11 protein-coding genes are annotated in these 13,213 nt (G+C 69.9%); 7 read left to right on the forward strand and 4 right to left on the reverse strand.

Annotated features, from left to right (window positions below; translation table 11 throughout):
- Positions 1-41: 41 nt before the first annotated feature.
- Both lpdA and D8M34_RS00560 read right to left on the reverse strand, forming a co-directional pair.
- A complete protein-coding gene (gene lpdA, locus D8M34_RS00555) occupies positions 42-1,439 on the reverse strand; it encodes a dihydrolipoyl dehydrogenase (protein WP_025105110.1) in 1,398 nt (465 codons plus the stop codon).
- A 9-nt stretch (positions 1,440-1,448) separates the two neighbouring features.
- A complete protein-coding gene (locus D8M34_RS00560; protein WP_126892916.1) occupies positions 1,449-2,102 on the reverse strand; it encodes a copper resistance CopC family protein in 654 nt (217 codons plus the stop codon).
- A 100-nt stretch (positions 2,103-2,202) separates the two neighbouring features.
- Here D8M34_RS00560 and D8M34_RS00565 point away from each other — a divergent pair, with 100 nt between their 5' ends.
- The 3 genes from D8M34_RS00565 to D8M34_RS00575 all read left to right on the forward strand — a co-directional run bounded on the left by D8M34_RS00565 (position 2,203) and on the right by D8M34_RS00575 (position 4,016).
- Entirely contained in the window at positions 2,203-2,685 is a 483-nt protein-coding gene (locus D8M34_RS00565; protein ID WP_025105108.1) for an FHA domain-containing protein, read from the forward strand.
- Positions 2,685-3,371, forward strand: coding sequence for a transcriptional regulator FtsR (gene ftsR, locus D8M34_RS00570; RefSeq protein WP_062633956.1), 687 nt, complete (start codon positions 2,685-2,687; stop codon positions 3,369-3,371). The genes D8M34_RS00565 and ftsR overlap by 1 nt, the downstream gene beginning before the upstream one ends.
- A gap of 99 nt (positions 3,372-3,470) precedes the next feature.
- Entirely contained in the window at positions 3,471-4,016 is a 546-nt protein-coding gene (locus D8M34_RS00575; protein WP_025105106.1) for a MerR family transcriptional regulator, read from the forward strand.
- 69 nt (positions 4,017-4,085) lie between these two features.
- Here D8M34_RS00575 and D8M34_RS00580 read toward each other — a convergent pair whose 3' ends face one another.
- The gene (locus D8M34_RS00580; RefSeq protein WP_025105105.1) at positions 4,086-4,898 is read right to left on the reverse strand and encodes a ParA family protein; all 813 of its coding nucleotides are present in this window, start codon (positions 4,896-4,898) and stop codon (positions 4,086-4,088) included.
- A 92-nt stretch (positions 4,899-4,990) separates the two neighbouring features.
- Between D8M34_RS00580 and D8M34_RS00585 the strand changes: the two genes are divergently transcribed.
- From D8M34_RS00585 to def, 3 genes are all read left to right on the forward strand, one after another.
- Positions 4,991-8,398, forward strand: coding sequence for a pyruvate carboxylase (locus tag D8M34_RS00585; RefSeq protein ID WP_126892917.1), 3,408 nt, complete (start codon positions 4,991-4,993; stop codon positions 8,396-8,398).
- Between the two features lie 65 nt (positions 8,399-8,463).
- Positions 8,464-9,948 carry a MinD/ParA family ATP-binding protein gene (locus tag D8M34_RS00590; RefSeq protein WP_062766914.1) on the forward strand — a complete coding sequence of 495 codons (1,485 nt, stop codon included), beginning with the start codon at positions 8,464-8,466 and terminating at the stop codon, positions 9,946-9,948.
- The gene (gene def / locus D8M34_RS00595; protein ID WP_025105102.1) at positions 9,948-10,439 is read left to right on the forward strand and encodes a peptide deformylase; all 492 of its coding nucleotides are present in this window, start codon (positions 9,948-9,950) and stop codon (positions 10,437-10,439) included. Before D8M34_RS00590 ends, def begins: the two co-directional genes overlap by 1 nt.
- A 92-nt stretch (positions 10,440-10,531) precedes the next feature.
- On the opposite strand, the gene D8M34_RS00600 is transcribed toward def, so the two are convergent.
- Complete coding sequence (locus D8M34_RS00600; protein ID WP_062766911.1) at positions 10,532-12,364, reverse strand: AMP-dependent synthetase/ligase; 1,833 nt, start codon at positions 12,362-12,364, stop codon at positions 10,532-10,534.
- A gap of 151 nt (positions 12,365-12,515) precedes the next feature.
- Here D8M34_RS00600 and D8M34_RS00605 point away from each other — a divergent pair, with 151 nt between their 5' ends.
- The gene (locus D8M34_RS00605; RefSeq protein WP_029989867.1) at positions 12,516-13,205 is read left to right on the forward strand and encodes a lysophospholipid acyltransferase family protein; all 690 of its coding nucleotides are present in this window, start codon (positions 12,516-12,518) and stop codon (positions 13,203-13,205) included.
- The last annotated feature ends 8 nt before the right edge of the window (positions 13,206-13,213 follow it).

Consider the following 13,213-nt stretch of genomic DNA (forward strand, 5'->3'; position numbering starts at 1 on the left):
CGGTCCGCGATGCGCGGACCGGGCCTTCTCGAGGCGTCGGATCAGAAGTTGATCATGTGGCCGGCGAGGCCGTGGAAGCCCTCCTGCAGCGCCTCCGACAGCGTCGGGTGCGTGTGCACGTTGCGGGCCAGCTCGAGAGCCGTGAGGTCCCACTTCTGTGCGAGCGTGAGCTCGGGAAGCAGCTCCGACACGTCGGGGCCGATCATGTGCGCGCCGATGAGCTCCAGGTGCTCGGCGTCGGCGATGAGCTTGACGAAGCCGACCGGCTCGCCGAGGCCGTGGGCCTTGCCGTTGGCCATGAACGGGAAGGTCGCGACCTTGATCTCGCGCCCCTCGTCCTTGGCCTGCTGCTCGGTCAGTCCGAACGAGGCCACCTGCGGCGAGCAGAACGTCGCCCGCGGCATCATGCGGTAGTCGCCCAGCGTCATGGTCTCGGCGCCGCCGATGGTCTCGGCCGCGACGACGCCCTGCGCCTCGGCGACGTGGGCGAGCTGCAGCTTGGCGGTGACGTCGCCGATGGCGTAGATGCCCTCGACGTTGGTGCGCATGTGGTCGTCGATGTCGATCGCGCCGCGCTCCGTGAGCTTCACACCCGTCTTGTCGAGTCCGAAGCCCTCGACGTTCGGGGCGAACCCGACCGACATGAGCACCTTGTCGGCCTCGATCGACGCCTGCTGGCCGTCCTTGCCCGTGTACGAGACGGTCACGGAGGAGCCGTTGTCGACGACCGACTCGACCTTGGTGGAGGTGAGGATGTCGACGCCGTAGTTCTTGTACTGCTTGGTGATCTCCTTCGACACGTCGGCGTCCTCGTTGGGGAGGGCGCGGTCGAGGAACTCGATGATCGTGACCTTCACGCCGTAGTTCGTCATCACGTAGGCGAACTCCATGCCGATGGCGCCGGCGCCGACGATCACGATGGACTTCGGCAGCTCACGGGAGAGGATCTGCTCCTCGTAGGTCACGACGTTGTCGCTGAGCTGCACTCCCGGGAGCAGGCGCACCTTGGAGCCGGTCGCGATGATCACGTTGTCGAACGTGACCTCTTCGGTGGAGCCGTCCGCCTTCGCGACGGAGATGGCCTTGGGGCCGGTGAAGGTGCCGCGGCCGTCGTACTCGGTCACCTTGTTCTTCTTCATGAGGAAGTGGATGCCCTTGACCCGGCCGTCCGCGACGACGCGGCTGCGGTCGAACGCCTTGCCGTAGTCGATCGTGAACTCTCCGGAGATCCCGAAGAAGTCGGCCTTGTGGTTCAGGGTGTGCGCGATCTCCGCGTTCTTCAGGAGCGCCTTGGAAGGGATGCAGCCGACGTTGAGGCAGACACCACCCCAGTACTTCTCCTCGATGATCGCGGTGGACAGGCCGAGCTGTGCGCTGCGAACCGCAGCGACGTATCCGCCAGGACCTGCACCAAGGATGACGACGTCGTAATGTGGCATGCCTTAAGCCTATCGCTCCGAGGGGGCGTCGGAATCGGTCGGAGCGGGGCGCCGACGACCGCGCAGGGTGAGCCAGAGGACGAGGGCGAGCACCGCGAGCGCGCCGAGGATCACGAGCACCCAGATCCATGCCGGAGCGGCTCCGGCGTCTTCTCCGGCGTCCGGCGTCGTCGTCGCGGTCGCCTCGGGGGTGGCGGTCTGCTCCGTCGTCGGTGCCGCCGTCGGGGGAGCGGTGGTGGGCTCGTCCGTCGCGGCGCCCTCGTCGCCGACGGTGACGGTGAAGGAGAACTCTTCAGAGGTCGGGTGACCGTCGCTCGAGACGACCTTCCACACGACGTGGTACTCGCCGGCGGGTCCCGAACCGGTCAGGGGCTGGGTCACGATCGCGCCGTCGACCGTCGGGGCGCCGTCGGTCACGGACTCGCCCTCCGGGTCGGTGACGACGACCTCCGTCGCACCCTCCCCGTCGATGAGCTTGGCGCTGAACGTCAGGGTCAGCTCCGACGGCAGGGTCTCCACGCTGCTGTCCGCCGCGGGCGACGACGACACGAGGGCGTCGTGGGCCGAGGCCGACAGCGGGGAGAAGAGGACGAGGAACGCGGCGAGGAGGGTGGCCGCGAGGGCGATCGGGGCCGCCGTGCGGCGCAGGGCTGTGGTCTTCACGAGTCCAGCCTATGAATCCCCGGTATGGGACCGCTGAGTGCGAAAGCGGCCTCCCGCGCACCCCTTCGGATCGGATAGTCTGGACCACCAGGAGGGCACAGTGACAGACAGCGACAGCCGACCGGCCGGTGAAGCCGCCATCCATCGCTCCGGCGAGCCGAGACACGATGTGACGCAGACGTTCGGACACGATTCCGATCTGTCGTTCGTGCCGTTCGGCGTGGAGTTGACCGATGTCGAGCAGTCGGCCATCGCGGCGCTGCCCTCGGGCTCCGCGCTGCTGCTCGTCCGCTCCGGCGCCCTCGCCGGCGCCCGATACCTCCTCGACACCGACGTCACCACCGTCGGTCGTCACCCGGAGGCCGACATCTTCTTCGACGACGTCACGGTGTCCCGTCGTCACGCGGAGATCACCCGCACCGGGACGACGTTCGAGATCATCGACCAGCGCTCCCTCAACGGCACCTACGTGAACGGGGAGCGCGTCGATCGCAGCGCCCTCGCGGACGGCTCCGAGCTGCGCGTCGGCAAGTTCCGTCTGAACTTCTTCGCTTCTCCGCTCGACCGCGCGGCGAACGCCTGATGGCGGCGACTCCCGCCCGCGAACGCTCGGCGTCCGCGGGCCTGCTGAGTATCGGTCAGGTGCTCGCCCGCCTCACCCCGGAGTTCCCCGACCTGACCTCCAGCAAGCTGCGGTTCCTCGAGGTGCAGGGCATCGTCCGCCCCTCCCGCACCGAATCCGGCTACCGCAAGTTCTCCGCGTCCGACATCGAGCGGCTGCGCCTGGGCCTCACGCTGCAGCGGGATCACTACCTTCCGCTCAGCGTGATCCGCGAGCAGCTCGATGAGGCGGAGGCGTCCGGCGAGACCGCCGCGCTCGCGCCGCCGCCCTCCATCGCCCCCGCGCCGCGTCGCTACCGCCGTGAGGAGCTGCTCGCCGCGGCGGGCGCGGGACCACAGCTGCTCAACGACGCGATCAGCACGGGTGTCATCACCGCCCAGGAGACGTACCCGGAATCCACCGTCGCGCTGCTCCGCGGGCTCGTCGCCCTCGATCGGCATGGCATCGAGCCTCGGCACCTGCGCTCCCTGCGGCAGGGCGCCGAGCGCGAGGTGTCGCTCATCGAGTCGGCGCTCTCCACGCTGCTGCGCCGCACGGACGCGGCGTCCCGTGCTCGTGCCAACGAATTGGCCCCGGAGCTGGCCACGCGGATCGACGATGTGCGGACGCTCTTCGTGAAGGACGCGCTCACCCGGATCCTTTCGTAACGAACTGATTGCGACACACCTTCGGCGTCGCACGGATGTCGTTGCCGGTGCCGGGACCCTGCTCTACCGTGGAGATAACCGTTCCAGGGAGGATTTCAGATGAATGCGGATGAGCTCGCAGGCGACCCGCGGTTCGTGACCGAACTCCTCTTCACGGACGGTCTGCCCGCGATGGACGACGAGGTCGGCTACCGCGGCGCCGTGGCGGCCCGTGCCGCCGGCATCACCTACCGTCAGCTGGACTACTGGGCTCGCACCGAGCTCGTGGAGCCCACCGTGCGCGGTGCGAACGGCTCCGGATCGCAGCGCCTCTACGGCTTCCGCGACATCCTCGTGCTCAAGCTCGTCAAGAGCCTGCTCGACACCGGCATCTCCCTGCAGCAGATCCGCACCGCGGTGGACGAGCTCCGCCGTGCGGGTATCCGCGACCTCGCCGGCACGACCCTCATGAGCGACGGCGCTTCCGTCTACCTCTGCACGTCGAACGACGAGGTGATCGACCTGGTCAGCCGCGGCCAGGGCGTGTTCGGCATCGCGGTGGGCAAGGTCCTCCGCGAGGTGGAGTCGACGCTCGTCGCGTTCGATCCGACCGCACCGGACCCCGTCGACGAGCTGTCGGCCCGTCGCGCCAAGCGCACCGCCTGACGCGTCCCCTCCCGCTTCACGAAGAACGGCCACCCTCGAAGAGGATGGCCGTTTCGTCGTTCCGCGGGGTCAGCTCTGCGGTCCGTTCTCCGGAACCGGGACGCGGCCCGTGCGGATGATGCGGTCGAGGAGCTGGTCGAAGTCGGCGGCGAGCTCCTGTGCGGAGTCGCCGGGCCAGATGTGCAGAGGCTTCGCGGCGCCCTGGGCCTGCTGGAGCGAGGTGCGCTCGGGCAGCTGGGGCGAGAGCACGAGGGGACCGAACATGTCCCGCAGCTCCTTGATGCGGAACTGGTGCTCGATCGACTGCGGACGGACGCGGTTGACCACGATGCCCAGCGGCTGGAGGCGCGGGGAGAGGCCCCGGCGGATCTCCTCGATCGCGCGGAGCGCACGGTCCGCCGCGGCCACGGAGAAGAGGCCGGGCTCGGTGACGACCATGACGCGGTCGCTGGCGGCCCACGCCGTTCGCGTCAGGGCGTTCAGCGACGGGGCGCAGTCGATGAGCACGAGGTCGTAGTCGGCCTCAACTGCCGCGAGGGCCTCCTCGAGCTTCCACACGTCGCGGACGCTCGGGTGCGGGCCGTCGAAGTTGATGGCGGACGGACTGCCGATCAGCACGTCGATCGTGCCGGGGTGGACCTTGGCCCAGCCGCTGGAGGTGATCGCCTGACGGACGGTCTTCTCCTTCGGGTTCGCCAGCACATCGGCGATGTTGAGTCGTCCCGCGACCTGGATGTCCATCCCGGTGGAGACGTCGGACTGCGGGTCGAGGTCGACGACGAGCGTCCGGACACCCCGGGCGAAAGCCGCGGAGGCCAGCCCGAGTGTCACGGTCGTCTTGCCGACGCCTCCCTTGAGAGAGCTGACGCTGAGTACGTGCACGGACTCCACGTTACCTTCCCCTAGGCTGGGGGAACACTCAGCCCCGCCCCATGTGCGTGCTTCGGCCGTGCATCGAGCTCTCAGAGGTGTGCATGTTCCAGAAGATCCTTGTGGCGAATCGTGGCGAGATCGCGATCCGGGCATTCCGAGCGGCCGTGGAGGTGGGGGCGCGCACCGTCGCCGTCTTCCCGCACGAGGACCGCGGCTCGGTCCACAGGCTCAAGGCCGACGAGGCGTACGAGATCGGCGAGCGCGGCCATCCGGTCCGCGCCTACCTCGACGTCGACGAGATCATCCGCGTCGCGACCGAGGCCGGCGCCGACGCCATCTACCCCGGCTACGGCTTCCTCTCGGAGAACCCCGAGCTGGCGGAGAAGGCCGCGGCGAACGGCATCGTCTTCATCGGGCCGCCTGCGAAGGTCCTCGAGATGGCCGGCAACAAGGTGGAGGCGAAGCGCCACGCCGTCGAAGCGGGCGTCCCCGTGCTCCGGTCCACCGAGGCCTCGGACGACGTCGACGCCCTGGTCGCCCAGGCGGAGGAGATCGGGTTCCCCCTCTTCGCCAAGGCGGTGGCCGGGGGAGGCGGCCGTGGCATGCGGCGCGTCGAGACGATGGGCGATCTCGGCCCTGCCCTCGCCGAGGCCATGCGGGAGGCCGGCAGCGCCTTCGGCGATCCCCGCATGTTCCTCGAGCAGGCCGTCGTGCGGCCCCGGCACATCGAGGTGCAGATCCTCGCGGACAAGACCGGTGAGACGGTGCACCTGTTCGAGCGGGACTGCTCGGTGCAGCGGCGGCATCAGAAGGTCGTCGAGATCGCTCCCGCCCCCAACCTCGACGACGACGTGCGCCAGGCCCTGCACGGCTACGCCGTCGCGTTCGCCCGCTCGATCGGCTACGAGAACGCGGGGACCGTCGAGTTCCTCCTGGAGACGGCGGGGGAGCGCGCCGGCGAGGTCGTGTTCATCGAGATGAACCCGCGCATCCAGGTCGAGCACACGGTGACCGAGGAGGTCACCGATGTCGACCTCGTGCAGAGCCAGATGCGCATCGCCGCGGGGCAGAGCCTCGCCGAGCTGGGACTGCAGCAGGAGAACCTGCACCTGCGCGGTGCCGCACTGCAGTGCCGCATCACCACGGAGGACCCGACGCAGGGCTTCCGTCCCGACACCGGGAAGATCACGACCTACCGCTCGCCCGGCGGCGCGGGGATCCGCCTGGACGGCGGCACCGTGCACCAGGGCGCTCAGATCAGCCCGCACTTCGACTCGATGCTGGCGAAGCTCACGTGCCGCGGACGCGACTTCCCGGCCGCCGTCGCCCGCGCGCGCCGTGCCCTCGCCGAGTTCCGCATCCGCGGCGTCTCCACGAACATCCCCTTCCTCCAGGCGCTGCTCGACGACGAGGCGTTCATCCGAGGCGACGTCAGCACGTCCTTCATCGACGAGCGCCCGGAGCTGCTCCGCGGACGCGAGTCGAAGGACCGCGGGACCAAGATCCTCAACTGGCTCGTCGACGTGACGGTGAACAAGCCGCACGGTGCGCATCCCGGCGTCATCGACCCCGCGACCAAACTGCCGCCGATCGACCTGGCCGCCGAACCGGCGCCCGGCTCCCGGCAGCGGCTGCTCGAGGTCGGCCCGGAGAAGTTCGCGCGCGGCCTGCGTGCGCAGAGCGCGCTCGCGATCACGGACACGACGTTCCGCGACGCGCACCAGTCGCTGCTCGCGACCCGCGTCCGCACGAAGGACCTCGTCGCCGCCGCGCCGTACCTCGCCCGGCTGACACCGGAGCTGCTGTCGGTCGAGGCCTGGGGCGGCGCCACCTACGACGTGGCGCTCCGCTTCCTGGGCGAGGACCCGTGGGAGCGGCTCGACAAGCTGCGCGCGGCCCTGCCGAACGTCGCGATCCAGATGCTGCTGCGCGGCCGGAACACGGTCGGCTACACGCCGTACCCGACGGCGGTGACCGAGGCCTTCGTCGCGGAGGCGGCGGCGAGCGGCGTCGACATCTTCCGCATCTTCGACGCGCTCAACGACGTGGAGCAGATGCGCCCCGCGATCGAGGCGGTCCGCGCCACGGGGACGGCCGTCGCGGAGGTCGCGCTCTGCTACACCGGCGATCTGCTGGATCCGGCCGAGGAGCTCTACACCCTCGACTACTACCTGGGCCTCGCGGATCAGATCGTCGCCGCGGGTGCGCACATCCTCGCGATCAAGGACATGGCGGGACTGCTCCGTCCCGCCGCCGCCGCGAAGCTCGTCTCGGCGCTCCGGGAGCGCTTCGACCTGCCCGTGCACCTGCACACCCACGACACTCCGGGCGGACAGCTCGCCACCCTCCTCGCGGCCAGCGCCGCCGGCGTCGATGCGGTGGACGCCGCGTCGGCCCCGCTGTCCGGCACGACCAGTCAGCCGTCGCTGTCGTCGCTCGTGGCCGCCCTCGCCCACACGGAGCGGGACAGCGGGATCTCCCTCGCCGCGGTCTCCGACCTGGAACCGTACTGGGAGGCGGTGCGTCGCCAGTACGCGCCGTTCGAGTCCGGGCTGCCGGGGCCCACGGGGCGCGTGTACCACCACGAGATCCCCGGCGGACAGCTGTCGAACCTCCGGCAGCAGGCGAAGGCTCTCGGCCTCGCGGACGACTTCGAGCTCATCGAGGACATGTACGCCGCCGCCGACCGCATCCTCGGACGCGTGCCGAAGGTCACCCCCTCGTCGAAGGTCGTGGGCGACCTCGCCCTGCACCTCGCCGCAGTGAAGGCCGACCCCGCAGACTTCGAGGCGAACCCCGAGAAGTACGACGTTCCGGACTCCGTGGTCGGGTTCATGGCCGGAGAGCTCGGCGACCTCCCCGGTGGCTGGCCCGAGCCCTTCCGCTCCAAGGTGCTCGCGGGGCGTTCCGTGCGCACGGGGCTCACGGCGCTGACGGAGCAGGACGAGGCGGAGCTGGCCGGGACGAGCGCGCAGCGCCGTTCTCGCCTGAACACGCTGCTCTTCCCCGCCCCCACGGCCGAGTTCGCGGAGCGGCGCGAGCAGTACGGCGATCTGTCCGTGCTCGACACGAGCGACTACCTCTACGGGCTGGTCCCCGGCCAGGAGCACCTCATCGAGATCGACCGAGGGGTACAGCTCTACGTCGGTCTCGAAGCCATCGGCGAGGCGGACGACAAGGGCATGCGCACCGTGATGACGACTCTGAACGGTCAACTCCGGCCCGTGTTCGTGCGCGATCGCTCGATCGCGGTCGACGCGCACGAGGTGGAGAAGGCCGACACGTCGGTGCCCGGCCAGGTGGCCGCGCCGTTCTCCGGCGTGGTCACGCTCAAGGCCGAGGTGGGCGCGACCGTGCGGGCGGGCGAGCCGGTCGCGTCGATCGAGGCGATGAAGATGGAGGCCGCTATCACCGCCCCGGTGGACGGGGTCGTGGAGCGGCATGCCATCGCCGAGACGCAGCAGGTGGACGCGGGTGATCTTTTGGTCGTGATCCGACCGGCGCACTAATCTTGTGCGGGCGAGGCCGCGCACCCTGGGCGCATCCCGAGGCCCGCACAGGTTGGGAGTGACACGTGACCGCGAAGAAGAACGCCGACCCCGAGGACAGTCCGCTGGGAGTGCTCGACGACGCCGCGTCCGTCGACACCGCCGGCATCGGCATCCTCGGCGGGACCGCGCAGGTGCGGGTGACCCTGCCGGCGGAGGAGGACGACGACCTCGCCGACGACGGCGTGGTGGAGGGAGAGGTCGGGATCGATCTCGTCGTCGACGACCTCACCCTCCCCTCCGCGCCGACGCCCGTCCTCGACCCGCCGCGCATCCACGAGGTGATCGACGCGGTCGTGGTGGAGGAGCCGGTGCCGGCCGTGGTTGCCGCGCCGGAGCGGGCCGCCGAAGAGGAGGCGGCCGCCCTCTTCCTCGCGAAGGCCGATGCCGACCGTGCGGAGGTCCCGGCCGCGAAACCGGCGCGGGCCCCGCAGGTGCCCGTGCAGAAGGAGACCACGATGCCCGAAGCCGACGACACACCCGCCGCCTCCGCGCCCGGACGTCCGGCGCCCCGGACGGATGTGACCCTCACCGCGAAGCGTCTGGGGGAGCTGGGGGAGTCCGCTCGCGAGTCCGCGGACCTCCTCACGACCGATCGCCTCCTCGACCCGCACCGGGTGGCCAAGCCCGAACCCGAGGGCGGGTGGAGTCACCTGCTCTACACGTTGTCCGGTCGGCGGCTGAACATCGGCGACGGGCGCCGTGCGCGCGAGCGCAAGGAGCTGACCGCGCGCATCGCGGCCCCGCTCGCCGGCGGCGCCCGCTTCGTGCCGGTGCTCTCCCGCAAGGGCGGCGTGGGCAAGACCACCGTCACGGCGCTCCTGGGCATGGCCCTCGCGGACGCGCGGGAGGACCGCGTCATCGCGGTGGACGCGAACCCCGATCGGGGAACTCTCGCCGACCGGGTGCAGCGCGCCGCGCACGGCAAGTCCGTGCGCGACCTCGTCCGCATCCGGGACGACGTGCGCGGCTACCACGACATCTCCGCGATCGTGGCTCGGGATGCGACGCGCCTCGACGTGCTCGCGTCGGACGCCGATCCCCGTGTCGCCGAAGCCTTCAGCGACAGCGACTACCGCGATGTCGCCGACGTCGCCGCGCACTACTACTCGCTCGTGCTCACCGACACCGGCACCGGGATCGTCCACTCGGTGATGTCGGCGACCCTCGATCTCGCCGACCAGATCGTCATCGTCTCCGGTCTCAGCGTCGACGAGGCACGGCTGGCCTCCGAGACGCTCACGTGGCTCGAGACCAACGGGTACGCGCACCAGGCGCGCGACGCCATCGTGGTTCTCAACCAGTCGACCCCGGGCACGCCGCTCGTCCGCCTCGGAGAGCTGCAGGCGCACTTCGCGTCGCGGGCCCGCAGCGTCGTGCGCGTGCCGTACGACCCGCAGATCGCCGCGGGCGGGACGATCGTCTTCGCGAACCTCCTCCCCGAGACCCGGAAGGCGGCGCGGGAACTCGCCGCGCTCCTCGTCGAGGGCCTCCGGACGAAGGCCGCCTGATGACGGTTCGCGAGATCCGCATCTTCGGCGACCCGGTCCTGCGGACGGTATGCGCGCCCATCGAGGAGATCGACGACGGCGTGCGCGCCCTGGTAACCGATCTCCTGGAGACCGTCGAGCTTCCGGGGCGCGCCGGCGTGGCGGCCCCGCAGATCGGCGTCGCGCTGCGCGCCTTCAGCTACAACGTCGACGGCGAGATCGGGTACGTCCTCAACCCCGTGCTCACGGAGGTGCGCGGCGAGCCGGAGCCCACGGGAGAGGGCTGCCTCTCCGTCCCCGGACTCTGGCACGACGCCCAGCGCCATCCCTGGGCCCGCGTCGAGGGGATCGACCTCGACGGACAGCCCGTGGTGCTCGAGGGCGACGGCTTGCTCGCGCAGGCGCTCCAGCACGAGACCGACCACCTCGACGGCACGCTCTTCCTCTCCCGGCTCGACCCGGAGACGCGGAAGGTCGCGATGCGCGAGGTGCGCGAGAGCTCCTGGTTCTAGCTGTCGACCCACCCCTTCTCGTACGAACCGGCCCCTTACGCGCGAGCGCAAGGGGCCGGTTCGGTCAGAAGGGGGTGGGTCGACGAGGGGCGTCAGCCGCCGATCGCGACGTTGGTGGTGGCGACGGGCTCGTCGTAGATCGCGGAGATCTCGTCGGCGAAGTCGTTCATGATGATGGTCCGCTTGATCGACAGCTTCGGGGTGAGATGGCCCGAGGCCTCCGTCCACTCCGAGTCGAGGATCGTGAACTTGCGGATGGACTCCGCACGCGACACCCGCTCGTTCGCTGCGTCGACCGCGCGCTGGACCTCGGCCCGAACCTGCGGGTTGGTCGAGGCCTCCGCCAGCGTCATCTTCTCGTCGAGACCGTTGTTCGCGAGCCACGTCGGCAGCATCTCGGGGTCGAGCGTGACGAGCGCCGAGATGAACGGACGCTGGTCGCCGACGACGACGACCTGCCCGACGATCGGGTTCGCGCGGATCGGGTCCTCCAGGGCCGCGGGGGCGACGTTCTTGCCGCCCGCCGTGACGATGATCTCCTTCTTGCGTCCGGTGATCGTGAGGAACCCGTCGGCGTCGAAGCTGCCGATGTCGCCGGTGTGGAACCAGCCGCCGTCGCTGAACGCCTCGGCGGTGGCCTCCGGGTTGTTCCAGTACTCCTTGAAGACGTTGATGCCGCGCACCTCGATCTCGCCGTCGTCGGCGAGACGCACCCCGACGCCGGGAAGGGCGGGACCGACCGTGCCGATCTTCGACTTCGAGGCGAGGTTCACGGTCGCGGGGGCGGTCGTCTCGGTCAGACCGTAGCCCTCGAGGATGACAACGCCGAGGCTGTGGAAGAAGTGACCGAGGCGGGCGCCCAGGGGAGCGGAGCCCGACACCGCGTAGACGACCTTGCCGCCCATGGCCTCGCGGAGCTTGGAGTAGACGAGCTTGTTGAACAGCGCGAACTTGAGCTTCGTCCCGAACGGGATCTTCTTGCCCTCCTCCAGCAGCCGGGAGTGCTCGATCGCGACGTCGGCGGCGGCGCGGAAGATCTTGCCCTTGCCGCCCGCCTCGGCCTTCTGCTCGGCGGAGTTGTAGACCTTCTCGAACACGCGGGGGACCGCGAGGAGGAAGGTCGGCTGGAACGAGCCGAGGGCCGGGAGCAGCTGGCGCGTGTCGGGCTGGTGGCCGGTGCGAACCCCCGCATGCACGTTGAGGATGGAGATGAAGCGGGCGAAGACGTGTGCCGTCGTGATGAAGAGGAGGGTGGAGGACCCCGGCGTCTGCACGACCTCGTCGAGAGCCTTCGCGGAGTTGCGGGACAGCTCGACGAAGTTGCTGTGCGTGAGCACGCAGCCCTTCGGTCGCCCGGTGGACCCCGAGGTGTAGATGAGGGTGGCGATGTCGGAGCCGACGGCGAGGTTCCGGCGGCGCTGGATCTCCTCGTCGGAGACCGATGCCCCCTGGGCAGTGAGCGTGTCGATCGCGCCCAGGTGCAGCTGCCAGACCTCCCGGAGCAGCGGCAGGTCGCCGCGCACCTCGTCGACGCGGGCGAAGTGCTCCGGCGACTCGACCAGGAGGGCGATGGCGCCGGAGTCCTCGAGGATCCATTGGATCTGCGACGGCGAGCTCGTCTCGTAGATCGGCACCATCACCGCACCGGCGTAGAAGAGGGCGAAGTCGACGAGGCTCCACTCGTAGGTGGTGCGGGCGAGGAAGCCCACCTTCTCGCCGGGCTGGATGCCCGCGGCGGCGAAGCCCTTCGCGAGCGCGATCACCGCGGTCTCGAAGTCGGCGGCGGTGATGTCGCGCCATCCGTCGCCCTGCGGGACGGAGAACAGCGCCCGGTCGGGAGTCGCCTCGACGCGCTTCGCAAGCAGGTCGGCGACGTTCGCGTCGGGATCGGCGGGGACGATCGCGGGGACTTCAAACTGGACCACGGCAGCTCCTTCGGTACCGGTCGGGCACGGGCGTTGGTCCGAGTCTAGGGCATGGCACCGGGTCGCGGTCAGGGTGAAACTGAGTCGCTTTCCCGAGGTGGCGAGGGGGAACAGCGGGACGATCCGCGACACGGCGCTAGACTTCACCTCGATGTTCTACTGGCTGATGAAGTACGTCGTGATCGGCCCCGTGGTCAAGGCCGTGTTCCGCCCCTGGATCGTGGGGCGGAAGAACGTGCCCGCGACCGGAGCGGCGATCCTCGCCAGCAATCATCTCTCCTTCGCGGACTCGATCTTCCTCCCGCTCGTGATCGACCGGCCCATGTCGTTCCTCGCGAAGAGCGACTACTTCACCGGGCGGGGCCTCAAGGGGTGGTCCACCCGCTTCTTCATGAAGGCGACCGGGCAGCTCCCCATCGACCGCTCGGGCGGAAAGGCCTCGGAGGCATCGCTCAACACGGGTCTCCAGGTGCTCGGCGGGGGCGACCTCCTCGGCATCTATCCGGAGGGCACCCGCAGCCCAGACGGCAAGCTCTACCGAGGCCGCACCGGCATCGCCCGGATGGCACTCGAAGCCAAGGTCCCCGTGATCCCGGTCATCATGGTCGACACCGACACGGCCATGCCCATCGGCCGGCGGATCCCGCGCGTCATGCGGGTCGGGATCGTCATCGGCGAGCCCCTCGACTTCTCCCGGTACGCCGGCATGGAGAACGACCGCTACATCCTCCGCTCGGTCACGGACGAGATCATGGTGGCGCTCCAGCGGCTCGGTCAGCAGGAGTACGAGGACGTCTACGCATCGACCGTCAAGGACCGCCTCCCGAGCCGCGTCACATAGGCTCCAGG

The organism is Microbacterium sp. HSID17254, from assembly GCF_003989315.1.
Classification (GTDB): domain Bacteria; phylum Actinomycetota; class Actinomycetes; order Actinomycetales; family Microbacteriaceae; genus Microbacterium.